Here is a 23,232-nt window from a genome sequence, read left to right on the forward strand (position 1 = left end):
TTCTACAGGTTGGACTATAGGGCGCAGGCCGCGCAAGAGGGGGCCGTGCTTCAACCTGCGACATCGTTGACAGCCAGCGACTTTCCGGCCTAGCTTGAAACACCGTTTCGAGAGACGGAACGCTCGGACTCGTGGAGGTGCGGCTTGTCGCTGGGAGCGATCGTCGAGGCGGTCATCGCCTGCAGGGATGTCGGGGCGTCGGCCACCTTCCATACCAAGGCCTTCGGCCTCGACCTGCTGGAGCTCGACGGGTCCAAGGCGCTGCTCGGCGTCGAGGGCGTCGGCACCGGCCGGATCCGCCTGGTGCAGGGTACGGAGGCGCCGGACCCGAAGCTCTGGGACATCGGCCCCCGCCTGCTCGGCATGTACTCGCGTGACCTGGAGCGCACCACCCGGCTGATCGACGAGGCGGGCGGCAGGTCCCGGGAGGTCGTGACCTACCCGTACGGAGCCGCCTCTCTGACCGAGGCCGTGGCCCTGGGCCCCGACGGCGTGTGGTGGACGCTGCCCCAGGCCGGCGCCGGTCACCGGCCCAGCCCCGCGCTGGAGGGCGACCCCGGCCGACTGCACGGCGAGCTGCACACCGCCGTCATCGTGCCCTCCGACCACGACGCCGCGCTGGACTTCTTCACCACGGGCGGTGGGCTCAAGGTGCTGTTCGACGGCGAGATGAGCGGCCCGCCGTTCGACCGGCTGACCGGCATGCCGGCGGACGCGAGCCTGCGGCTGTCGTTCCTCGTCTCCGCCGACCAGGCGCCCGCCCGCTTCGAGATCATGTCCTTCACCGGCGTGGACGCGGCCGACCTGTCGGACCGCCCGCTGGGGCTGCGCCGGGTGGTGTTCGCCGCCGACGACCCGGCCGCCACGGCCGCGGCGCTGGAGCGGCACGGCGGCGAGCGGCTGGGCGAGCTGCTCCTGCGCGGCCCCGCCGGGCTGGAGATCGAGCTGACCGGGGCCCCCGCGTGAGCGCGGAGGACCTGGGGCGCCACGACGTCATCGTGATCGGCGCGGGCGGGGCCGGCCTGTGCACGGCCATCGAGGCGGCGGCCGCCGGCGCGAGCGTGCTCCTGCTCGACAAGCAGGAGCGGATCGGCGGCATGCTGCACATCGCCAACGGCGAGTTCAGCGGCGCGGGCACCCGCCGCCAGCGCGAGCGGGGCATCGACGACAGCCCCGAGCGCCACTTCGAGGACGTCCTGCGGCTCTCCCACGGCAAGGTGGACGAGAAGCTGGCCTGGAAGTCGGTCAAGGCGCAGGGCGAGACCGTCGACTGGCTCGACGACCAGGGCTTCGAGTTCCACCCCGACACTCCCGGCCTGGTCCACGGGCACGAGGTCTACCAGGTGCCGCGCACGTACTGGGGAGTGCTGAACGGACTGTCGGTGGTCAAGCCGCTGGGACGGCTGCTGGAGGAGCAGATCGAGGCCGGCCGGGTGCGGCTGGTCCTCGGCGCCCGCGTCACCGGAGCCGTCGTGGACGGCGACGGGCGGGTCGCCGGCGTCACCGCGGAGCACGAGGGCGGCCAGGTCGTCGCGCACGGCGGCGCGGTCGTGCTGGCCACCGGCGGCTACGACGCCAACCCCGGCCTGCGCAACCGCTTCCTGCCGCCGGGCTGCGAGGACGCCCTGATCGGCTGCCTGCCGCACGCCACCGGCGACGGCCTGGAGCTGGCGATGGGGCTCGGCGCCGACGTGAGCGCCGACGGCTGCTTCATCCCGGTGATGGGGCTGATCCGCGACCCGGCGGACCCGCGCTACGCGGTGGACTATCGCGAGGCGTTCATCGAGGTCGCGCCCGCGTACCGGACCCCGTACGAGATCTGGGTGAACGACCGCGGCGAGCGGTTCGTCGCGGAGGACGTCACCAGCCCCGAGCATCGCGAGCGGCTGCTGCTGGAGCAGCCGGGGATCGCCATGCACATCGTCTGGGACCGGGCGGTCGCCGAGACCGCCGAGCCGCTGCTGCGCAACGTCACCGGCGACTGGGACCGCGAGCGGATGCTGGCCGAGCTGGAGCGCGGCCGGTGGATCGCCGTCGCGGACACCTTGGAGGAGCTGGCCGGGAAGCTCGGCGTGCCCCCCGAGAGCCTGACGGCCACCGTGGAGAGGTACAACGCCGCCGTGCGCGACGGCCACGACCCGGACTTCGGGCGCGGCACGCTGCCGGCGCCGATCGAGCGGGCGCCGTTCTACGGGATCACCACGGTCGGGGCCTCCATCCTCAGCCGTGACGGGCTGCGCGTGAGCGAGGACCTGGAGGTGCTGAACAAGGCGGGCGCGCCGATTCCCGGGCTGTACGCGGTCGGCGAGATCCTCGGCAACAACACCTTCGCCGGCGACAACTACGTCGGCGGCATGAGCGTGACACCGGCGATGACGCTCGGCCGCGAGCTGGGCGCCAGGCTCGCCGCGGAGGTGCGCCGATGACCCCGCCGCTGGAGAGCACCCCGCCGCTGGAGAGCATCACGGCCGCGGTGATCGGCGTCGACGACTTCGCGCCGCACCTGGACTTCTACTGCGGCGAGCTGGGGTACGCGGTGGAGGCGGAGGGCGTGGTCCCGGCCGCCGACGCGGACCGGTTGTGGGGCGAGGGCGCGGGCGACGTGGAGGTCCGGCTGCTCGCCGCGGCCGGCGCGGCCACCGGCCGCATCCACCTGCTCAAGGTGACCGATCCGGTGGCGCCGGCCCAGCATCCGCACACGCTGGACGTCGGCCTGGCCGGCATCAACCTCTACACCCGCGACATCGCGGCCTCGCACGAGCGACTGCGGGCGGCCGGTCACCCCTGGATCAGCCCGCCGCAGTCGTTCGACGTGCCCGTGGGGGAGCTGACCGTCCAGGTGACGGAGGGCTACTGCCTGGGGCCCGGCGGCGTCGGCGTGGTCTTCGTCCAGCCGGCCGGCCCGCGTCCCACGGCCGCGTGGCTGGAGGATCCCGGGCGGCAGCACACGGAGCTGACCTCCGTCGTCTGCCACGTGCCGGAGTTCGACGCCGAGCTGGCCTTCTGGGACGCGCTCGGCATGTCCGCCGGGTACGACGTGACGTTCTCCGCGCCCGGCCTGGAGACGATGGCCGACCTGCCCTCGGGCACTCAGGTCCGGCTGGCGTTCGTGGCGGGCCGGGACGGCGGCACGACGCGTATCGAGATGGTCCGGGCGGATCGCACGCGGGTGGATCGTCGTTCCACTCAGCGGCCCGCGCGAGCACTCGGGCACACCGCCTGGTCCGCGCGCACCGGCGATCTGGACGACGCCCTGGCGCGCGCCACGGGCGCCGGCGGCCGGGTCGTGTGCCCGCCGTTCGCGGCCGAGACGCCGCTGCACGGCGCGGCACGGCTGGCCATGGTGGAAACGCCGAACGGGCTGAGCGTGGAGCTGTGGCAACCGCGCTGAACCGGCCTGTGTTTCAGATGGTTAAACATCAGACTTATCCGTTGACAGCGGTACGGCGCCATTCCTAGGCTCCGTGTAACGCTGTTCCGCACATTGGAATTATTGGCTCGGGGGCATGGAAACAAAGGAGGTGGCACATGCGTGGTACCGGACTTCGCTGGATCTCTGCGGCTGCCGTGAGCGCGCTGGTGCTCACCGGTTGTGCGAGCAAGGAAGAGCGCGCCCAGACGGCCGCTGACACAGCCGGGGCCGGCTGGAGCGCGGGCGTCGACACCATAAAGATCGGGCTCATCGCCCCCATGACGGGCGCGTACGCGATCCTGGGCATCCTCCAGGAGAACTCCATCCGGGTGGAGATGGACCGCATCAACGCGGCCGGCGGCATCGGGGGAGCCAAGCTCGACCTCGTCATCCGCGACTCCGCGCTCGACCCGGGCAAGGCCGTCCAGGCGGCCAACGAGCTCGTCGGAGACAGCCAGGTCCAGTACGTGGTCGGGCCCTCCCTTTCGGCCTTCTACAACGCGGCCAAGGGCATCTACGAGTCGAACAAGAAGCTCAACTGCCAGCCCGGCGTCGGCACCGGCGACTTCGGGGTGCTGAAGTACGGCTTCCGCTCGCAGGACCCCAACAACCTGAGCGTCGAGAAGCTGGTGGAGTACCTCAAGGCCAAGGGCATCACCTCGGTCGGTCTGGTCTACGAGGCCGACGACACCGGCAAGGCTATGGACGGTTATCTCAAGGAGTTCGGGCCCAAGTACGGGGTGGAGTACAAGGGCTACCAGGAGACCCGTAACGACGACCAGTCGCACCGGCCCTACGTCGACAACCTCAAGGACGCCGGCGCGATCATCGTGTCCAGCAACGCCAGCGGCGCCAAGACCATGGCCGCCGCCGCCGAGTCCGGTTACAAGGGTCTGATGGCCGGCACCTCCGGCCTGCAGAACGTCTCCTTCCTCGACGCCGCCCAGGACATGGCGGTGGGCTCCGTCTTCGCCGCGGGCAACGTGCAGTTCAACATCCGCGACCGCGCCACGTGGAAGGCCGGCTACCGGGCCCACGTGGAGGAGATCGAGAAGAAGTACGGCGTGGTCGAGGGGCCGAAGTCGGGCGCCAAGATGCCCAAGGGCACCGCCATCGCCGCCGACTGCGTCACCGCCTTCGCGGCGGCGGCGGAGAGCGCCAAGTCGCTCGACGCGGACAAGCTCGCGACGGCCATGGAGCAGCTGAACATCGCCGACTCCGAGACCCCGTCGGGCAACGCGATCAAGCCCGCGGACCACGAGTTCTACCACATGGAAGACATCCACATTTACCAGTGGGACAAGGACGCCGACGGCTGGTTCGTCACCGAAGTCACCCCCAAGTCCTGAATCACCCCCCCCGCCGGTCCGGGCGTCGCCGCCCGGACCGGCACCAGTACCACCCGCACGTCCTTGAGAGGAAGACCCCACGATGACCGTCAGTAGGGGACGTAAGTTCGTGGCGCTGGCCGGCGCCGCGCTGTTGCTCACCGCCTGTGCCAGCAAAGAAGAACGAGCCGGAGTCGATCAGGCCACCTCCGCCGCCGGGTGGAGCGCCGGCAAGCCGGTCGTCAAGGTCGGGCTCATCGGCCCGGTGACGGGCGCGCTCGCGGTCGCCGGCATCTCCATGGAGAACTCCGTCAAGGTCGAGATCGACCGGCTCAACGCGGCCGGCGGCGTCGGCGGCGCCAAGCTCGAACTGGTCGTCCGCGACACCGCGCTCGACCCGGCCAAGGCCGTCCAGGCCGCCAACGAGTTCGCCGGCGACGACGGCGTGGGGTTGATCATCGGCCCGGCCCTGTCGGCGTTCTACAACGCCGCCAAGCCGATCCTGGAGAACAACAAGAAGGTCAACTGCCAGCCGATGGTCGCCACCGGCGACTTCAGCACGGCCAAGTACGGCTACCGCGCCCAGGACCCCGTCTCCCTCGACGTGCAGAAGATCATCGAGCACCTGAAGACCGAGGGCGTCAGCTCCATCGGCATCGTGTACGAGGGCGACGACGCGGGCAAGAACACCGCGGCGGAGATCCAGAAGCAGGCCGAGGCCGCCGGTCTCACCTTCGCCGGCTTCGAGCAGACCCGCACCGACGACCAGTCGCACCGCGCCTACGTGGAGAACCTCGCGGACGCCGGCGCGATCTGGATCTCCAACTCGGCCGGCGGCGCCAAGACCATGGCGGCCGCCAACGAGACCAAGTACAAGGGCCTCATCGTCGGCGGCTCCGGCGCCCGCAACATCTCGTTCGTCGAGGCGGCCGGCGACGCGGCGGACGGCGCGATCTTCAGCGCCACCTACTACCCGTACCCCGGGGCCGAGAGCCGCGACACCTGGAAGCCCGGCTACCGCAAGCACATCGAGGAGATCGAGAAGCAGTTCGGCAAGAACACCGGCCCGAAGACGGGCGCCGAGTCGCCCAAGGCGGCCGAGATCGCCGCCGACTGCGTGCTCGCCTACGTCAAGGCCGCCGACCAGGCCAAGTCCATCGAGCCGGACAAGGTCGTGACGGCGCTCGACTCGATCGAGATCTCCGACCAGGAGACGCCGTCCGGCAACTCGATCAGCCCCGACAAGCACGAGTTCTTCGCCCTGGACGACATCCACGTCTACCAGTGGAAGAAGAGCGCCGACGGCTGGCACACGGTCGAAATCGGCAAGTGACCGGATGGAACGCCGGTTCGTCTCGGTGAACGGACGGCAGGTCCACTACGCCCACGCCGGGCGGGGCCTGCCGGTCGTCCTCCTCCACGCCTCACCCGCTGACTGGCGTTCGGTGCGTGACCTGGCCGCCGAGCTGGCCCGCTCGTTCTCGGTGTACGCGCTCGACACGCCGGGGCACGGCGGCTCGGACCCGCTCCCGGTCGCGGACCCCGGCATGAACGACTACGGCGCCGCGCTCGGTGAGACGCTGACCGCGCTCGGGCTCTCCCGGGCCCACCTGTACGGGACGCACACGGGGGCCAAGATCGCCCTCGCCCTCGCCGCCGAACGGCCTGAACTGGTCGCCTCCCTCGTCCTCGACGGGGTCGGCGTGTCCACTCCCGAGGAGCGGGCCGACCAGCTCGCCCACTACCTGCCGCCGGTGATGCCGAGAAGCGACGGCGGCCACCTGGTGGCGGTGTGGCACCAGGTGCGCAACATGTTCCTGTACTGGCCCTGGTACAACGAGCGCGCCGCCGCTCGGCTGACCGCCGTCCCGCCGCCGACCTCGTTCCTGCACGACCTGACGTCCGGGCTGCTGGAGGCGGGCGAACGCTACCCGCTGGCCTACCGCGCCGCCTTCACCTGCGACCCGGTCCCGCTGCTCGCCCGCCTGACCGTCCCCGCCCTGATCCTGGCGTCGGCCGCCGACCCCCTGCACGCCCACTTGGACCGGCTGCCCGCGCACCGGCTCCGGGTGGAGACCTCCGCCTCCGGCACGCCCGCGCTGGCGGCCCGCGTCCAGGCCCACGTGACGTCCCACGCGGCCGGCCCGCCGGTCGCGCCGGCCGCTCACCAGGCGGCCCACGGCGCGCGGGCGTACGTGCCGACCCGGCTGGGACAGCTTCTCGTCAGGCGGACCGGCCCGGCCGCCGAGGGGCGGCCGCTGGTGGTCCTGCCGCCCGCCCCCGCCTCGGGACGGGCCGTCGAAGGGCTGCTCGCCGAGGTGGGCGGCCGCCGTCCGGCCTTCGCCCTCGACCTGCCCGGAACCGGCGGCTCGGACCTGACCGGCGGGACGGGGCCATCCGTGGACGACCTCGCGCTGGCCGCCGGAGACGCCCTGGACGCCCTCGGGCTCGACGACGCAGACCTGTACGGGACGGGAGCCGGGGCGGTGGCGGCGGTGGCCGTCGCCCGGACGCGCCCCGGCGTGGTGCGGGCGCTCGCGCTCGGCGGCCTGCCCGACCCGGCCGTGCTCACCGAGACCGAGGTACGCGTCCGCACCCCCGAGCTGGAACCCGACGAGCACGGCGCCCACCTGCTCAGGGCGTGGCACCTGGTGCGGGACGGCGGGCTGCGCGCGGGCCTGCCCGAGCTGCCCGGCGGCCGCCCCGACCTGGGCGAGCTGCACGGCAGGGTGCTCGACATCGCCGGATCCTGGCGGACCTACGCGGCCGCGTTCCGCGCCGCCGTGGCCGGCGCGGCCGCCTGGCCCGCCGACCCGCCGGCGCCGGTCGTCGCCGCCGACCCCGTGTGGGACCCGTTCACGGCCGGAGCCGTGCGCGCGGTGCCCGGCCGGGACGGTACGGGCGGCGTCGCGTCCCTGCTGAAGGCCCTGGACGACGTGAGCGGGTGAGCCGGCAGGCGCACCCGCGGGAGGAGAGAGCATCGTGAGCAGCCGCTACCGGCACGGAGTGATCCATTACGTGGGCGACGAGGTGGGGGTGCGCGGCCGCGAGGAGTGGACGCTCACCGCCGCCGAGGACGGCACCCGCACGCTCCGCGCCCACTGCCGCATGTTCGACACCGACATCGAACGGGACGTCGTGCACACCGCGTCCCCCGGCTTCCGGCCGCTGCGGTCCTTCATCACCCACCGGGTGGGCGGCGCGTTCCTGGGCGAGGGGTGGTTCGTCTTCGGCGACGGCACTCTGGAGTCCGAGCTGCTGCTCAAGGACGAGGGCAGGGTGTCGCAGCGGGTCCCGCTGGCGGCGCCGCCGCCGTTCTTCGTGCCGCACGCGGTCGCCTGCGACTCGTGGATCGTTCCCACGTACGACCTCGCCACGGGCGGGCCGCAGCCGCTGAAGGGCGGCTTCCGCTCCTCGCCCCGGCCGAACGGCGCGACCGGGCCGTACGCGGAGGAGATGAGCGACATCACCGCCACCCTGGTCGGCGAGGAGACGATCACCGTGCCCGCCGGCACCTTCGCCACCCGGCACTTCCTGCTGTCCAGCGACGGCGGCGCCGAGGAGCACCTGTGGACGAGCACGGACGGGGACTGGCTGCTCGTCCGCCTGCGCTCCGACCGGCTGGCGTCCTCCTACGAGCTGGTCGAGCTGCGCGAGGACACCGCCCGATGACTTCCGGGACGCCGGTGGTCAGGCGCTCCTACCTCGACGGCCCGTACGGGCAGATCCACCTGCGCGCCGTCACGCGCCCGCAGGGAGGGCGGCGGCCGCTCGTCTGCTTCCACCTCACCCCCGGGTCCGGGCGGATGTACGAGGCGCTGCTGGCCGAGATGGGCGCCGACCGGACCGCGGTGGCGCCCGACACCCCCGGGTACGGGGCCAGCGACCCGCCCCCGGCGCCGCCCGCCATCGGCGACTACGCGGCGGCGATGGCGCACGTCGTGGACCGGCTCGGGCTCGGGGAGGTCGACCTGCTCGGGTACCACACCGGATCGAAGATCGCCATGGAGCTGGCCATCACCCGGCCCGACCTGGTGCACCGGCTGGTGCTGGTGTCCGCGCCCGCGTACACCGAGGAAGAGGAGGAGCGGCAGCGGCGTGAGCTGGGCGCGCCGGCCGGGCCCCGGCGCGACGGCGGCCACCTGCTCACCCACTGGGAGGCGCTGCTGCGCTGGCAGGGCCTCGGCCAGACGCTGCCGCTGGTGCAGCGGGAGTTCGCCGAGCAGCTGCGGGCGGGCCCGCGGGCGCACTGGGGCTACCTGGCGGCGTTCGCGTACCGGCACGCGGACCATCTGCCCCGGGTGCCGCGCCCGGTGCTGCTGCTCTGCCCGGACGACGACCTGCGCGTGCCCACCCGCAGGGCACGGACGCTGCTGCGGGACGGGGAGTACCGCGAGGTGCCCTGGGGGCACGGCATGGCCGACGCGCACACGGGGGAACTGGCCGCGCTGCTGCGCGGCTTCCTGGACCGCGACTGAGCGGGCCCCGGCCGGGCGCTGGTGGAGGCGCGCCCGGCCGGGAGATCACAGGGGCGGGAGCTGCCCCAGGTCGAGCCGGGTGACCACGGCCGCGCCGCGCAGCCGGAGCAGGTCGCGCACCAGGTCGCCGACCACGGACGCCTCCAGGCGGTGCGGGTTGGCCCGGCTCGACAGCTCGCTCTTGACCATGGCCGCCACCACCAGGTCCGTGACCTTCACGTGGTGGCCCGCCAGCTCCTGCCGGAGCGTGTCGGACAGGCCGAGCAGACCGAACTTGGAGGCCGAGTACGCCGCCCCGGTCGGGTAGCCGCGCAGGCCCGCGCCCGAGTTGACGTTGACGATGTGGCCGCGCTCGCCCGCCACCGGCTCCTGGCCGGTCATCTGCCGGGCGGCGGCGCGGGCGCACAGGAAGGCGCCGGTGAGGTTGGCGTCGACGGTCTCCCGCCACGCCTCGTCGTCCAGCTCCACGATCTCGGCCTTGTGGAACACGCCCGCGTTGTTGACCAGCACGTCGAGCCGCCCGTACGAGGCCGCGACGTCCGCGATGGCGGCGTCCACCTGCTCGGTCACGGTGACGTCGAGCGGCACGCCGACGGCGACGCCGCCGGCCGCCCGGACCTCCTCGGCCGTCTCGGCCACCCGCCCGGCCCGGCGCCCGGCGCAGACCACGGCATAGCCGTCGGCGCCCAGGGCCAGCGCGACGGCCCGGCCGAGCCCGCTTCCCGCGCCGGTGACCAGCGCGACCCGTCTCACGTGCACTGGTAGAACTCCAGAACCTCGCCGTCAGGGCCGAAGAACGTCCGGACGAGCGCGGGACCGTAGGGCGGCAGGTCCACCTCGACCGGCGGGCAGACCGGCTCCGCGCCGAGGCCGGTCACCAGCGCGGACGTGGCCGCCAGGTCGTCGGTCTCCAGCGAGACCGACAGGATGCCGAGGTTGGGCGGCACGGCCGTGTCGCGCTGCTCCTTGCCGGGGAAGCCGACGTACTGGGCGATCTCCACCCGGCCGTTGACCGTGTCGCCGGGCATGTACAGGTTGATGTTGTGCAGCCCGGTGCCCGGCGGCAGGCGGAAGAACGACTCCATGTTCTCGATCAGCTTGTCGTACAGCACCTCGTAGCCGAGCGCCGTGTAGAAGGCGGCGGCGCGACGGGCGTCGCTCACGTGGATCGCGACCGTCTGCAGCTCGCTCGGCCGGCCGTCGTACCCGGCCAGCGGGTTCGTCTCGCCCGCCTCCAGCTGGAACACGTCGAGGATGACGCCGTCGGGGTCGAGGGAGAGTGAGTCCCAGGCGAACAGGTCGTCCATCACGGTCCACCGGGTGGGCTGCGACTTCTGCCGGCCGCCCGCCGCCACCAGCCGTTCGACGGCGGCGTTGACGTCGTCCACCCGGACGTTGAGCGCGTAGTGGCCGTAGTCCTGGCGGCGCTCGTACGCGCCCCAGTACAGCCGGCCGGGGACCGGGAAGTGGACCAGGCGGAGCAGCCCGGTCGTCGCCCCTTCCGGCCCCATCACCACGGTCCTGCCGGTGAGCCCTTCCGGCAGCTGCCAGGCGGCCTCGGCCGCCGGGCCGCCGACCGTCGCCTCGCCGTGCGTGACGTACCCGAAGGCGTCCGCGTAGAAGGCGCGCGAGCGCTCCAGGTCGGACACGGCCACGGTCGTCACCCGCAGTTCGCTGATCACCGCGAGTCTCCTTCCTGCCGGTGCGCCACCAGGTGCACCCGCTCTCCCTCTGCCCCGTACGCCACGAAGGACCTGCGCCCGGCGAGCGGCCCGGTCGCGGGCACGGCCGGGGCGGTGGCGCGGTGGCCGCCGGCCAGCACGGCGGCGTGCGCCGCGTCCAGGTCGGCGCAGGTGTAGCTGACCATGCCGGTGCCGCCCGGCAGCCCCGGCGGGTCGAGGGTGGCCGCCGGATGGCCCTGCAGCTCGATGGCGCCCTTGCCGGTGCCCTCGCGGCCGCTCTTGAGCAGGCTCATCCTGACCGGGGTGCCGTCGGGGATGCCCCAGGCGCGGTGCAACGGGCCATTGGTGAAGTCTGCGGCCATCAGAGCGGGCATGCCCAGGTTTTCGCCGTACAGCCGCTGAGTCGTGTCATGGTCGTCGGTGCGCAGGTGCACCTCGAAGACCGGGCCGGTGCCCTGCCGGGCGCTCGGGAAGCGGCGGCCCTGCGGCTCGGTGATGCCGGTGGTCAGGATCAGGTGGGTGCCCCAGGGCATCCGCCACACGCCGGACCGGTGCACGTTGCTGCCCAGGTCGGACAGGTCGGTGGTGAACGGCTCGATCACGGGCCGGACGCCGGGCCAGCCGGCCAGCCGCCCGGCGGCCGCGTCGACGTCCTCGACGATCAGCTCCACCGAGTCCCAGCCGCGGGGCAGCTCGGGCGTGACCGGCCGCGCCTCGCCCTCGACCAGGCAGACCATCCCGTACGTGAAGCCGGGCGGGCCGAGCAGCGCCCACGGCCGTCCCGCCCAGCCGTCGAGGCCGGGTTCTGCGGCCAGCGTGCCGTCGGCCCGGGGTTCGAGTCCGAGGACGTCGCGCAGGCCGGCCGCGGCGGCGGCGAGGTCGGGGACCTCGATCCAGGCGCAGGCCAGCTCGTCCACCAGCGGGGCGCCGCTCATCAGAGCGGGTTCTCGCCTTCGGGCCACCAGTCGCCGGCGCCGTAGGGGTCGGCCAGCGGCTGCGAGCCGTGCTCGTGCACGATGCGCCAGTCGCCGTCCTCCTGGCGGACCAGCCAGGTCATCCGCATCCGGAGCCGGCCCTTCTTGCCGTCGCCCTCGATCTCGTAGTCGATGACGCCCGCGACCTGGGCCAGCGTGTCGCTCTCCCAGCAGAACGGGCCCTCGACCCAGCGGAACCCGTGGATCCGGATGGGGGCCTGGAAGTAGGCCTCCCAGCCCGCCTTGATCCGGTCGCCGCCGTGCGTGGTCCAGCGGGGGCCTTCGACGAAGACGTACGCGTCGTCGGCGGGGGAGAAGGTGTCGAGCACACCCTCCAGCCGCCTCTCGATGACGGAGGTGAGCATGGCCTCCGCCGTGCCGATGGGTGTTCTCACGGATGCGCCTCCCCGATCATTCCGCTGCTCGGAACAATGTTTCGATGACCCTAATTGTCTGATGTATCGGGGTCAAGGTGCACGATGGCCTTCCCGGTGTTCAGCCCGGCCATCAGCCGGCCGAAGGCCCGGGGCGTCGACTCCAGGCCGTGGTGCTCGTCCTCCAGCAGGCGGACCCGCCCCTCGGTGAGCAGCCGCCCCACCCGCGCGGCGAACTCCGGCCGCAGGTCGAAGTGGTCGTACACGACCATCCCGTGCACGGTCGCGCGCGACCGCATCACCGCCCCGGCGGGCAGGACCGTCTCGCCGCCCACCTCGTTCGAGTGCTCCGGCAGGCCGCAGAGCGACACCCGGGCGTGCGTGGCGAGCAGGTTCGCCACGCCGCGCAGCACCTCGCCGCCCGCCATGTGCAGGTAGCCGTGCACGCCGTCCGGGCAGGCGGCGGCCAGCGCCTCGGCCCACTCCGGGTCGTGCCGGTCGACGGCCGCCGCGTAGCCGAAGTACTCCGTGGCCAGCTCGACCTTGGCCTTCCCGCCGACCAGCGCCACCGTCCGGGCGCCCGCCAGGCGGGCGAGCTGCCCGGCCATGCCGCCGACCGCCCCGGTGGCCGAGGAGATCACGACGGTGTCGCCGATCACCGGGCGCAGGTGCCGGTTGATCGCGGCGTACGCGGTCAGCCCCGGCGTGCCGAGCGCGCCGAGCACGGCCGTACGGGGGACCCCGGGCGGCACGGTGACCGGCTTGAGCGAGTCGGCGGGCACGGTGGCGTACTCCTGCCAGCCGGTCTCGGCCACCACCCACGCGCCGGTGTCCACCACCTGCGCGATCGACCTGCCGGGCACCAGGTCGCCGGGGTGGATGGGCGGGTGGCCCAGGTTGCGGCCGGTCATGGCGCCGCGGACCCACGGGTCGAGCGACAGGTGGACGGCGCGCACCAGCACCTCGCCGGGTCCGGGCGGCGTCACCGGAACGGTCTCCAGCCGGAAGTCCTCCTCCACGGGCACTCCCTCGGGGCGCCGGGCGAGGACGATCCTCCGCAGGCTCTGCGGCGTCGTCCCGGACGACTGGCCGGTGGTGCTGGTCATGTGGGCTCTCCCTTCGCGCGGAGCATCAGGGTTACATGCTGAAACGCTGTTTCGCTAGAGGGAATCCGAGGTCGAAATGATCGGCCCGGCCGGGTTAGGCTGGTCCGTGTGCCGACCGATCGCGCCGCTGCTCCGGCGTACCAGGACCTGGCGAGCCGGCTGAGGGAGCAGATACTTGCCGGCCAGTTGAAGCCCGGCGACCGGCTTCCGGTGGAGCCGGAGCTGTGCGCCCTGTACGGGGTGAGCCGCAGCACCGTCCGTGAGGCGCTGCGGGTGCTCTCCAGCGAGGGCCTGCTGGTCACCCGCAGGGGAGTGGCCGGCGGCAGCTTCGTGGTGCACCCCGACCCCGACCACATCCGGCGCTACCTGCTGTCCTCCTTCGCGCTCTTCACCGACTCCGGCTCGGTGGCCAACCTGCTGGAGGTCCGGATCCTGCTGGAGGTGCCCGCCGCGGGGCTGGCCGCCGAGCGCAGGACCGCCGAGCAACTGGAGGCGCTGCGGCGGTCCCTGGTCAAGCCGCGCCGCGACCGGGGGCGCGGGTTCATCGCCAACCGGGGCTTCCACGAGGTGCTGCTCTCCGCGGCGGGCAACCCGTTGCTCACCGCCGTGACCGCGCCGGTGTTCGGCGTGCTGGAGAACAGGTTCGCCCGCGACCAGGCGGCCTCCGAGTTCTTCGAGCGGATCGACCGCGACCACCGGGAGATCTTCGAGGCGGTCGAGTCCGGCGACCGCGAGGCCGCCGAACGCGCGCAGCGCGAGCACATGGAGCATCTGCGCGAGACGTACACGCGCATTGACAGGGAGCGACGTGAGGGCTCCGAGTAGCCGAAACGTTGTTACGTTCAGTGGAACAACGCCTTGACCCTCGAATAGTCTGATGTTTAGGCTCTGGCTGTCAGCGTGAGGCCAGAGCAGAGGAACGTCATGAGTGTCAAACCGGGCTGGCAGGGTCGGTTCTTCGAGGACTTCGAAGTCGGCGACGTGTACCAGCATCCACTCGGCAGGACCGTCTCCGAGGCGGACAACACCTGGTTCACGCTCCTGACGATGAACACCAACCAGATGCACTTCAACGCGCAGTACGCCGCGCAGTCGGAGTTCGGCAAGCCCCTGGTGGTCTCCACGTTCACCGTGGCCATCGCCGTCGGCCAGAGCGTCACCGACCTCACCCAGAACGCCTTCGCCAACCTGGGCTGGACCGACATCCGGATGACCCACCCGGTGTTCGCCGGCGACACCCTGTGGAGCGAGTCGATCGTGCTGGAGAAGCGCGAGTCCGGCAGCCGCCCGCACGCCGGCATCGTCACCGTCAAGACGAGGACGCTCAACCAGGACGGCAAGGAGGTCTGCTCGTTCAACCGGACCTTCTACGTCTACAAGCGCGGCGCCGAGCAGCTCGAAGGCCTGTTCCCCACCGCTGAGCAGCCGCTCTCCCTGGAGGACTGAGTGCGCATCACGTACGGCCCGTGGGGCGAGACCCTGGCCGAGCAGGCCGCCGCCGCCCGCGCCGCCGAGGAGGCAGGCGCCGAGGTCGTGTGGGTGCCCGAGCTGCACCGCAGCGCGACCGTGTCCGCCGCGGCCCTAGCCCAGGCGACCAGCACCGCCGGGGTCGGCACCGCCATCGCGCTCGCCTTCACCCGCAGCCCGATGGTGACCGCCCTGGAGGCGCTCGACCTGGACGAGATCTCCGGCGGCCGGTTCGTACTCGGGCTCGGCACCGGGGTCAAGCGGCTCAACGAGGACTGGCACAACGCCCGCTGGGGCAAGCCGGTCGGCCACCTGCGCGAGACCGTCCGCGACCTGCGTCACTTCTGGGAGCACTGCGGCACCGGCGAGCCGATGGTGCTGGAAGGCGAGCACGAGCCGATGCGCATCATCGGCTACCAGCGCCCCTTCCCGCCCGTCCGCACCCGGATCCCGATCTACGTGGCCGCCGTCGGCCCGGCGATGACCAGGCTCGCCGCCGAGATCGGCGACGGCTGGATCTCGCACGAGCTGTGCTCCCCGTCCTACCTGGCCGAGCGCATCCTGCCGGAGATCGAGGCCGGGCTCGCCAAGGCGCCCGGCAAGCGGCGTGGCGAGCTCGACCTGGTCGTCTCCGCGGCCTGCTCGGTCGACGAGGACCCGAAGCTGGCCCGCCGCCGCGCGGCAGGGCTGGTCGGCTTCTACGCCAGCGTGCGCAGCTACGCCGAGTTCTTCGGCTTCCACGACCTGGCCGCCGAGCAGGAGGCCGTGATCGAGGCCTTCCGCGGCGGGCGCGGCGCCGACCACCTCGGCGACGTGGTGACCGACCGCATGGTGGACGCGCTCACCCTCGCCGGCACCCGCGACGAGGTGCGCGAGCGGATCGCCGCCTACGAGGGCCTGGCCGACTCCGTCAAGCTCACCCCGCCGACCCACGGCCTGTCAGCGGCCGAGACCAGGGCCGCGCAGGAATCCATCATCCACCTGATCGCCGACATCACGGGAGGGCGAGCGTGAGACCGCTCGAAGACGTCCGGATCATCGCCGTCGAGCAGTACGGCGCCGGCCCGTTCGGCAGCGTGCACCTGGCCGACCTGGGCGCCGAGGTCATCAAGATCGAGGACCCGCGGGCCGGCGGCGACGTCGGCCGCTACGTGCCCCCGTACGCCGAGGGCGAGGACTCGCTGTTCTTCGAGACCTTCAACCGCAACAAGCGCAGCCTCTCCCTCGACCTGTCCAGCCCGGAGGGCCGCGCGGTCTTCGAGGATCTCGTCAAGGTCAGCGACGCCGTCTACAGCAACCTGCGCGGCGACGTGCCGGCCAAGATCGGCATCACCTACGACGACCTCAAGCACCTGAACCCGGCCATCGTGTGCTGCTCGCTGACCGGCTTCGGCATGACCGGGCCGCGCCGCAAGGAGCCCGGCTACGACTACGTGCTCCAGGGCCTGGCCGGGTGGATGGACCTCACCGGCGACCCGGAGGGCCCGCCCACCAAGTCCGGCCTGTCGATGGTCGACTACTCCGGCGGTTTCGTGGCCGCGATCTCGCTCCTGGCCGGCCTGCACGCGGCCCGCAGGGACGGCGTCGGCATGGACTGCGACGTCAGCCTGTACGACACCGCGATCGGGCTGCTGACCTACCCGGCGGTCTGGCACCTCAACGCCGGGTTCGTCCCCGAGCGCACCCGCCACTCGGCGCATCCGTCGCTGGTGCCCTTCCAGGCGTTCGAGGCGGCCGACGGCTGGCTCGTGGTCGGCTGCGCCAAGGAGAAGTTCTGGCAGCGGCTCACCCAGGTCGTCGGCCACCCCGAGTGGGCCGACGACCCGCGCTTCGCCACCTTCGCCGACCGGCGGGTCAACAAGGACGCGCTGCTTCCCCTGCTGGAGGACATCTTCCGGCGGCGCACGGTCGCGGAGTGGCTGGAGCCGCTCTACGCCGCCGCCATCCCGTGCGGCCCGATCAACGACGTCGCCGCCGCCATGAAGGAGGAGCACACCGCCGCCCGCGAGCTCCTGGTCGAGACCGAGCACCCGCACTGGGGGACCGTCCGCCAGGTGGCCTCCCCGGTCCGCGTCGGCGCCGAGCGGCCCGCCTACCGGCGCGCGCCGCGCCGCAACGAGGACTTCGGCCACGTGGTGCGCGACCTGCTCGGGTACGAAGACGACCGGGTGCGCGCGCTGACCGAGGCGGGCGCGTTCGGCAAGGTGGAGGGCACGGTGGAGGACACGGCAGGGGGCAGCGGGGCGGTGGGGTCGTGACCGTCGCGCGCACCCTCGCCGCCTGGGCGCTCGGCCCCGGCCCGGCGGACGCGCCAGAGGAGGTGCGCCGGGCCGCCTGCCGGCACCTGCTCGACGGGTTCGGCACCGCGGTCGCGGCCGGCCGGGCCGGCGCGGCGGCCCCCGCGATCGCCGTCGCCCGCGGCCTCGGCGGGCCGCCCGAGTCGTCGATCCCCGGCACCGGCGCGCGCGGCTCGGCCGTGGCCGCCGCCCTGGCCACCGGCACGCTCGTGCACGCGCTCGACTTCGACGACACCCACGCGGGCGGGCTGGTGCACGCCACCGCGGCGGTGCTGCCCGCCGCGCTCGCCGTCGGCGAGCAGACCGGCGCGACGGGCGCCGAGGTGCTCGCCGCCGCCGTCGCCGGCTACGAGACCGTGTGCCGGCTCGGCGCCGCCGCCCCGCACGCCTTCCACGCCCGCGGGCTGCACGCCACCATGGCGTGCGGCGTGCTGGCCGCCGCCGTCGTGGCCGCCCGGCTCATGCGGCTCGACCCCGGCACCACCGTGGACGCCCTCGGCGTCGCCGGCAGCCAGGCGGGCGGCCTGCTGGAGTTCCTGTCCACCGGCGCGTCCACCAAGCAGCTCCACCCCGGGCTGGCCTCCGCCTCCGGCATCCTGGCCGCCCGGCTCGCCGCCGCCGGCGCCAGCGGCCCGGAGACGGTGATCGAGGGCCCGCACGGCCTCTACGCGGCCCTGGCCGGACGCCCGGCCGACACCGCGCGCATCACCGACGGCCTCGGCGAGACCTGGGAGACCACCCGGATCACCATCAAGCCGTACCCCGCCTGCCAGCTCATGCACGTCACCCTCGACGCCGCCGCCGAGGCGCTCCGCACGGCCGGCCCGGAAGCCGAGGTGAGCGAGGTGACCGCCTACGTGCACCCCGACAGCGCCGACATCGTGTGCGAGCCCGCCGACCGCAAACTCGCCCCGCGCACCCCGTACGACGCGAAGTTCTCGCTGCCGTGGAGCGTGGCCGCGCTGCTGCTCGACGGCGAGGTCACGCTCGGCACGTACGCGCCGGAGTCGCTGCACCGGCACGACGCCGCCGTGCTGGCCGCCCGCGTCCGCACCGAGGTCACCCCGTTCCCCGGCGTCGCCGCCGACGCGCCCGGCCACGTGCGGCTGCGCCTGGCCGACGGGCGGGAGGTCGAGGGCCGGGTGCCGAGGAGCGCCGGCGGCCCCGGCAACCCGCTGAGCGAGGCCGCGCTGCTCGCCAAGTTCACCGCCAACGCGGGCGGGCCGTCGCCGGACGCGGACGACCTGGCCCGCAGGGTCGCCGCGCTGGCCGCCGAGCCCGACCTGACCGCCATCGCCGCGCTCGCCGACCGGCTCGCGGCCCCGGAGGAGAACGCATGACACTGAAAGCCATCCGTCCCGCCCACTTCCCCTGGTTCCGCTACGAGGGGTACTCCTTCTCGCTCGGCCTCACCCACGGCGACGACGCCTGGCTCTCCGGCCACTCGGCCAGCGAGCACGACCCGGAAAGCGGCCGCATGGTGGTCCGCGGCGGCATGACCGACCAGACCAGGACCGCGTACGAGAAGATCGCGGCGATCCTGGAGGCCGCCGGGCTGACCTTCGCCGACGTCACCCGGATCACCGAGAACGTCACCGTGCACGGCCTCGACCACTACCCGGAGGCCGAGGCCGTCCGCGAGGAGCTCTTCGGCGAGCACCGGCCCGCCGTCACCACGGTGATCGTCGAGCGCCTGCTCCGCCCGGCGGCGTTCATCGAGATCGAGGTGCACGCCAGCCCCGGCGGCCCCACGGCCGTCGCCGACGGCGGCGTCGCCGAGACCGCCGACGGGACCGTGTTCCTGCCGACCGTGCTGCCGATCGACGAGAACGGCGACGTGGTGAGCGAGGGCGACTTCGTCGGCCAGTACGCCTACTGCCTGGACAAGGCCGACCGGCTGCTGCGCGGCGCCGGGCTGTCCCTCGACGCCGCCGTGACCACGTACGACTACAGCACCCCCGCCACCCGCGACGTCTACCGGCGCACCCACCGGGTGCGCAAGGAGCGGCTCGGCGGCGCGGGCGTCTTCCCGGGCGCCGGCGGCATCCTGATGAGCAGGCTGCACCGGCCGGGCGTGCTCGTCGCGATCGACGTCACCGCCTCCCGGCACCCGCTGGAGGGCGTCAACCCCGGCTGGTCCCGCTACGACACGCTCACCTACACGCCCGGCGTCAAGGCCGGCGGCATGCTCTGGATGAGCGGCTTCGCCGCGCTCGACATGGAGACGCAGGAGGCGCTGCACCCGGACGACGTGGTCGCCCAGGCCGAGGTCACCTACGACGCGATCGGGCAGGTGCTGGCCGCCGCCGGGGCCGGGCCGGAGAACCTGATCTCCACGATCGAGTTCGTCTGCCCGGAGGGGCTGGCGGACTACCGGGGCGTCGCCGACGTGCGCAAGCAGCGGCTGCGCGAGCCGTGGCCGGCCTCCACCGGCGCGCTCTGCGCCGGCCTGCTGCGCCCGGAGTTCCTGCTGGAGGTCTTCCCCGCGGCGGTGCTGCCGTGAGCCTGCTGACCGACGAGCTGCGCGCCAGGATCGGCACGGAAGTCTCCTACACCGCCCCCGAGGAGCTGGGCCGGGCCGCCATCCGCTACTTCGCCAGGGCCGTCGGCGACGACAACCCGCTCTACACCGACGACGCCTACGCCCGCGAGCACGGGTACCCCGGCGTCGTCGCGCCGCCGACGCTGATCTGCGAGACCAACCAGTACGCCGACGTGCCGCCCGACCCCGACGGGTACGCCGGCCACGACTGGCACATCGACATCCCCGGCAGCAGGAAGGTGCGCGGCGGCAACACCTACACCTTCCACCGGCACGTCCGCCCCGACGACGTGATCACCGCCACCTGGCGGCTCGCGGACGCCACCGAGCGCCGCACGTCCGGCGGCCAGGACATGCTCGTCGTCTCCTCGGTCGCCACCTACACCAACCAGCACGGCGACCTGCTGTGCAGCAACGAGGAGACCATCATCTACGTCGCGCGGAAGGAGGAGCGGTGACAGCACCGCTGGTCACGCCCGGCGCGGAGGTGCCGCCGCTGGAGCGGACCATCGACCTGCGCGCCATGGTCGCCTACGCCGGCTCCACCTGGGACTGGCACCGGCTCCACTACGACCCCGAATACCTGGCCGCGCGCGGGCTGCCCGCGCCGGTGGTGGACGGGCAGGTGTTCGGCGCGCTCCTGGCCGAGCAGCTGCAGGACTGGCTCGGTCCGGACGCGTTCGTGCGCCGCCTGCACTTCCGGTTCAAGAACCTCGTCTTCGCCGGCGAGACCGTCCGCTGCGTCGGCCGGGTGACCGCCGTCGAGGACGGCGTCGTCCAGGTCGAGCAGCGGGTGCTGATCATCGACGGCGACCTGCCCGAGCGGGTGGCGGTCGAGCCGGCCGGGGCCGAGATCGTGCTGCGCGGAGCGACGCCATGACGGGTGTCGCCGTCGTCGGCGCCGCCGAGAGCGACCTCGGCGTCACCGGCAGGTCCATCCTCGGCCTGCAGGCCCAGGCGGTGACCAGGGCCCTGGCCGACGCCGGGCTCACCCTCGCCGACGTGGACGGCGTGGCCACCACCGGGGTGTCCCGGTTCTCGGCCACCCAGTTGGCCGAGTATCTCGGGCTCCGCCCGTCGTGGACCGACTCCACCTTCGCCGGCGGGTCCGCGTTCGAGATGTACGTGGCCCGCGCCGTGCAGGCCATCGAGTCCGGCCAGTGCTCCACCGTGGTCGTCTCGTTCGCGTCCAACCAGCGCTCGGCGCGGTCCAGGTCGCTCGGCGGCGTGGTGGAGACGCACACGCCCGAGGCGCAGTTCGAGACGCCCTACGGGCCGCTGTACCCGATCTCGTACTACGCCATGGCCGCCCAGCAGTACCTGCACCGCTACGGCGGCACCCGCGAGCAGCTCGCCGAGGTCGCGGTCGCCGCCCGCGAGTGGGCGCTGCTCAACCCGGCCGCGTTCCGGCACCGGGCCGGGCCGCTCACCGCCGCCGAGGTGCTCGCCGCGCCCATGGTGTCCACGCCGCTCACCTCGGCCGGCTGCTGCCTGGTGACCGACGGCGGCGGCGCGATCGTGCTCACCTCGCTGGACCGGGCCCGCGACCTGCGCAGGCCGCCGGTCCGGGTGCTCGGCTACGGCGAGCGCACCACGAACACCTCGATGACCGCCGTCGACGACCTGACCGTGACCGGCGCCGTCGAGGCGGGCCGCGACGCGTTCGCCCGCGCCGGGCTCACCCCGGCCGACGTGGACGTGGCCGAGGTGTACGACTCGTTCACCATCACGGTCGTGCTCACGCTGGAGGCGCTCGGGTTCTGCGGCCGGGGCGAGGCGCTCGACTGGATCGCCGGCGGCCGCATCCGCCCCGGCGGCGACTTCCCGCTCGACACCTCCGGCGGCGGCCTGTCCTACTGCCACCCCGGCCAGTACGGGGTGCTGCTGCTCGTCGAGGCCGTCCGCCAGCTGCGCGGCGAGTGCGGCGAGCGGCAGGTGCCGGGCGCGGAGGTCGCGCTCGCCCACGGCACCGGCGGCATCCTGTCCACGCACGCGACCGTCCTGCTGGGGGTGGACCGGTGAACGTGCCTGAGCCCGACGAGGTCACCCTGCCCTGGTGGGAGGCCACCCGCGAACAGCGGCTGCTGGTGCAGCGCTGCTCCTGCGGCCACGCCCAGCACCCGCCCCGGGCGCTCTGCACCGCCTGCGGCGCCACCGAGGGCCTGGACTGGCTCGACGCGTCCGGCGAGGCCGTGGTCGACGCCTGCACCGTGGTCCAGCGGGCGATGCCCGGCTTCACACCGCCGTACGTCGTCGCCAGGGTGCGACTCGCCGAAGGCGTGCTGCTGCTGTCCAACGTGGTCACCGACGAGCCCGGCGCGGTCGGGATCGGCGACCCCCTCCGGCTCGACTGGCGCCCGCTGCCCGACGGCCGCGCCCTGCCGGTGTTCGTCCCCATCGAAAGGTAGTCATGGACTTCGAGCTGAACGAGGAGCAGCGGGACTTCCGCGCCCTGCTGCGCGAGTTCGTCGACAAGGAGATCGTGCCCGTCGCCCGCGACTGGGAGCACTCAGGCCGGTACCCGACGGAGATCGTCGACGGGTTCAAGCAGATGGGCCTGTTCGGCATCACCATCCCCGAGGAGTACGGCGGCCTCGACCTGGACCCGGTGTCGTTCGCGCTGGTCTTCGAGGAGATCTCGCGCGGCTGGATGGGCGTGGCCGGCATCCTCGGCAGCCACTCCCTGGCCTGCCGCATGATCGCGATGCACGGCACCGACGACCAGAAGCGGCGCTACCTGCCCGAGCTCGCCACCGGCGAGCGGCGCACCGGCATCGGACTCACCGAGCCGGACGCGGGCACCGACCTGCAGGGCATCCGCACCACCGCCCGGCGCGACGGCGACCACTACGTGGTCAACGGCACCAAGACGTGGATCACCAACGCCCGCTACGCCGACCCGCTGCCGGTGCTGGTCAAGACCGACCCCACGACCACGCCCGCGCACAAGGGCATGAGCGTGCTGCTCGTCGAGGCGAACACCGCCGGCTACACGGTCACCAAGGACATCCCGAAGCTCGGCTACAAGGGCACCGAGTCGTGCGAGATCGTGCTCGACAACGTGCGCGTGCCGGCCGGGAACCTGCTCGGCGGCGTCGAGGGCCGCGGCATGCAGCAGGCGCTGTCCGCCCTGGAGTGGGGCCGGGTCAACATCGCCGCCCGCTCCGTCGGCATCGCCCAGCGCGCCTACGACGAGGCCCTGGCCTACTCGCGCCAGCGCAAGGCGTTCGGCCGGCCGATCGGCGACTTCCAGGCCGTGCAGATCCAGCTCGCCTCCCTCGCCACCACCCTCCAGGCGGCCAGGCTCATGGCGTACTGGGCCGCCGACCAGGTCAGGAAGGGCCGCGCGGACGCGCAGACCGGCATGGCGAAGATCTTCTGCTCCGAGGTCGCGCTGGAGTCCGCGATCAGCTCGCTCAAGGTGCACGGCGGCTACGGCTACTCCACCGAGTACGAGGTCGAGCGGCTCTACCGGGACTCGGTGCTGATGAGCATCGGCGAGGGCACCAACGACGTGCTGCGCACCGTGGTGGCCAAATCGCTGTCGCGCGGCGACGTCAAGGTGGGGTGAC

24 protein-coding genes are annotated in these 23,232 nt (G+C 73.1%); 19 read left to right on the forward strand and 5 right to left on the reverse strand.

Features of this window, described 5'->3' with window-relative positions; genetic code table 11:
• The first annotated feature begins 144 nt into the window (after positions 1–144).
• The 8 genes from ACGFI7_RS11980 to ACGFI7_RS12015 all read left to right on the forward strand — a co-directional run bounded on the left by ACGFI7_RS11980 (position 145) and on the right by ACGFI7_RS12015 (position 9,218).
• Positions 145–966 carry a VOC family protein gene (locus ACGFI7_RS11980; protein WP_393402586.1) on the forward strand — a complete coding sequence of 274 codons (822 nt, stop codon included), beginning with the start codon at positions 145–147 and terminating at the stop codon, positions 964–966.
• Positions 963–2,426, forward strand: a complete 1,464-nt coding sequence (locus tag ACGFI7_RS11985) for an FAD-dependent oxidoreductase (RefSeq protein ID WP_393402588.1) — start codon at positions 963–965, stop codon at positions 2,424–2,426. Before ACGFI7_RS11980 ends, ACGFI7_RS11985 begins: the two co-directional genes overlap by 4 nt.
• Positions 2,423–3,391, forward strand: coding sequence for a VOC family protein (locus ACGFI7_RS11990; protein WP_393402591.1), 969 nt, complete (start codon positions 2,423–2,425; stop codon positions 3,389–3,391). Before ACGFI7_RS11985 ends, ACGFI7_RS11990 begins: the two co-directional genes overlap by 4 nt.
• A gap of 137 nt (positions 3,392–3,528) precedes the next feature.
• A complete protein-coding gene (locus tag ACGFI7_RS11995) occupies positions 3,529–4,761 on the forward strand; it encodes an ABC transporter substrate-binding protein (RefSeq protein WP_393402594.1) in 1,233 nt (410 codons plus the stop codon).
• 82 nt (positions 4,762–4,843) lie between these two features.
• The gene (locus ACGFI7_RS12000; RefSeq protein ID WP_393402596.1) at positions 4,844–6,073 is read left to right on the forward strand and encodes an ABC transporter substrate-binding protein; all 1,230 of its coding nucleotides are present in this window, start codon (positions 4,844–4,846) and stop codon (positions 6,071–6,073) included.
• Positions 6,074–6,077: 4 nt separating this feature from the next.
• Positions 6,078–7,688 carry an alpha/beta hydrolase gene (locus ACGFI7_RS12005; protein WP_393402598.1) on the forward strand — a complete coding sequence of 537 codons (1,611 nt, stop codon included), beginning with the start codon at positions 6,078–6,080 and terminating at the stop codon, positions 7,686–7,688.
• A 34-nt stretch (positions 7,689–7,722) separates the two neighbouring features.
• A complete protein-coding gene (locus ACGFI7_RS12010) occupies positions 7,723–8,412 on the forward strand; it encodes a hypothetical protein (RefSeq protein WP_393402600.1) in 690 nt (229 codons plus the stop codon).
• Entirely contained in the window at positions 8,409–9,218 is an 810-nt protein-coding gene (locus tag ACGFI7_RS12015; RefSeq protein ID WP_393402602.1) for an alpha/beta fold hydrolase, read from the forward strand. Before ACGFI7_RS12010 ends, ACGFI7_RS12015 begins: the two co-directional genes overlap by 4 nt.
• 45 nt (positions 9,219–9,263) lie before the next feature.
• On the opposite strand, the gene ACGFI7_RS12020 is transcribed toward ACGFI7_RS12015, so the two are convergent.
• Genes ACGFI7_RS12020 through ACGFI7_RS12040 form a run of 5 tightly spaced genes read right to left on the reverse strand, consistent with a single transcriptional unit; the run spans position 9,264 to position 13,354 of the window.
• Positions 9,264–9,977 (reverse strand): SDR family oxidoreductase, encoded by a 714-nt coding sequence (locus ACGFI7_RS12020; protein ID WP_393402604.1) that lies wholly within the window; start codon positions 9,975–9,977, stop codon positions 9,264–9,266.
• On the reverse strand, positions 9,968–10,900 hold the full coding sequence (locus ACGFI7_RS12025; RefSeq protein WP_393402607.1) for a VOC family protein: 933 nt from the start codon (positions 10,898–10,900) through the stop codon (positions 9,968–9,970). Before ACGFI7_RS12025 ends, ACGFI7_RS12020 begins: the two co-directional genes overlap by 10 nt.
• Complete coding sequence (locus ACGFI7_RS12030; protein ID WP_393402609.1) at positions 10,897–11,835, reverse strand: hypothetical protein; 939 nt, start codon at positions 11,833–11,835, stop codon at positions 10,897–10,899. The genes ACGFI7_RS12025 and ACGFI7_RS12030 overlap by 4 nt, the downstream gene beginning before the upstream one ends.
• Positions 11,835–12,269: a YybH family protein gene (locus ACGFI7_RS12035; protein WP_393402611.1), complete on the reverse strand. Its 435-nt coding sequence runs from the start codon at positions 12,267–12,269 to the stop codon at positions 11,835–11,837. The genes ACGFI7_RS12030 and ACGFI7_RS12035 overlap by 1 nt, the downstream gene beginning before the upstream one ends.
• 50 nt (positions 12,270–12,319) lie before the next feature.
• Positions 12,320–13,354, reverse strand: a complete 1,035-nt coding sequence (locus ACGFI7_RS12040; protein WP_393402613.1) for a zinc-binding dehydrogenase — start codon at positions 13,352–13,354, stop codon at positions 12,320–12,322.
• Positions 13,355–13,462: 108 nt separating this feature from the next.
• Between ACGFI7_RS12040 and ACGFI7_RS12045 the strand changes: the two genes are divergently transcribed.
• The 11 genes from ACGFI7_RS12045 to ACGFI7_RS12095 all read left to right on the forward strand — a co-directional run bounded on the left by ACGFI7_RS12045 (position 13,463) and on the right by ACGFI7_RS12095 (position 23,231).
• A complete protein-coding gene (locus ACGFI7_RS12045) occupies positions 13,463–14,179 on the forward strand; it encodes a FadR/GntR family transcriptional regulator (RefSeq protein WP_393402616.1) in 717 nt (238 codons plus the stop codon).
• Positions 14,180–14,278: 99 nt separating this feature from the next.
• Positions 14,279–14,800 (forward strand): MaoC family dehydratase, encoded by a 522-nt coding sequence (locus ACGFI7_RS12050; RefSeq protein WP_393402618.1) that lies wholly within the window; start codon positions 14,279–14,281, stop codon positions 14,798–14,800.
• Positions 14,801–15,835, forward strand: coding sequence for an LLM class flavin-dependent oxidoreductase (locus ACGFI7_RS12055; protein ID WP_393402620.1), 1,035 nt, complete (start codon positions 14,801–14,803; stop codon positions 15,833–15,835).
• The gene (locus tag ACGFI7_RS12060) at positions 15,832–17,079 is read left to right on the forward strand and encodes a CaiB/BaiF CoA transferase family protein (protein ID WP_393402622.1); all 1,248 of its coding nucleotides are present in this window, start codon (positions 15,832–15,834) and stop codon (positions 17,077–17,079) included. The genes ACGFI7_RS12055 and ACGFI7_RS12060 overlap by 4 nt, the downstream gene beginning before the upstream one ends.
• Positions 17,076–18,458, forward strand: a complete 1,383-nt coding sequence (locus ACGFI7_RS12065) for an MmgE/PrpD family protein (RefSeq protein WP_393402624.1) — start codon at positions 17,076–17,078, stop codon at positions 18,456–18,458. The genes ACGFI7_RS12060 and ACGFI7_RS12065 overlap by 4 nt, the downstream gene beginning before the upstream one ends.
• Positions 18,455–19,621, forward strand: coding sequence for a Rid family hydrolase (locus ACGFI7_RS12070; protein WP_393402626.1), 1,167 nt, complete (start codon positions 18,455–18,457; stop codon positions 19,619–19,621). Before ACGFI7_RS12065 ends, ACGFI7_RS12070 begins: the two co-directional genes overlap by 4 nt.
• Positions 19,618–20,118 (forward strand): MaoC family dehydratase N-terminal domain-containing protein, encoded by a 501-nt coding sequence (locus ACGFI7_RS12075; protein ID WP_393402629.1) that lies wholly within the window; start codon positions 19,618–19,620, stop codon positions 20,116–20,118. The genes ACGFI7_RS12070 and ACGFI7_RS12075 overlap by 4 nt, the downstream gene beginning before the upstream one ends.
• A complete protein-coding gene (locus ACGFI7_RS12080) occupies positions 20,115–20,540 on the forward strand; it encodes a MaoC/PaaZ C-terminal domain-containing protein (protein ID WP_393402631.1) in 426 nt (141 codons plus the stop codon). The genes ACGFI7_RS12075 and ACGFI7_RS12080 overlap by 4 nt, the downstream gene beginning before the upstream one ends.
• On the forward strand, positions 20,537–21,682 hold the full coding sequence (locus tag ACGFI7_RS12085) for an acetyl-CoA acetyltransferase (RefSeq protein ID WP_393402633.1): 1,146 nt from the start codon (positions 20,537–20,539) through the stop codon (positions 21,680–21,682). The genes ACGFI7_RS12080 and ACGFI7_RS12085 overlap by 4 nt, the downstream gene beginning before the upstream one ends.
• A complete protein-coding gene (locus ACGFI7_RS12090; protein ID WP_393402636.1) occupies positions 21,679–22,068 on the forward strand; it encodes a Zn-ribbon domain-containing OB-fold protein in 390 nt (129 codons plus the stop codon). The genes ACGFI7_RS12085 and ACGFI7_RS12090 overlap by 4 nt, the downstream gene beginning before the upstream one ends.
• 2 nt (positions 22,069–22,070) lie before the next feature.
• Positions 22,071–23,231 carry an acyl-CoA dehydrogenase family protein gene (locus tag ACGFI7_RS12095; protein WP_393402638.1) on the forward strand — a complete coding sequence of 387 codons (1,161 nt, stop codon included), beginning with the start codon at positions 22,071–22,073 and terminating at the stop codon, positions 23,229–23,231.
• The last annotated feature ends 1 nt before the right edge of the window (position 23,232 follow it).

Origin of the sequence: Nonomuraea sp. NPDC048826 (assembly GCF_043198225.1) — a bacterium.
In the GTDB taxonomy this organism is placed as follows: Bacteria; Actinomycetota; Actinomycetes; order Streptosporangiales; family Streptosporangiaceae; genus Nonomuraea.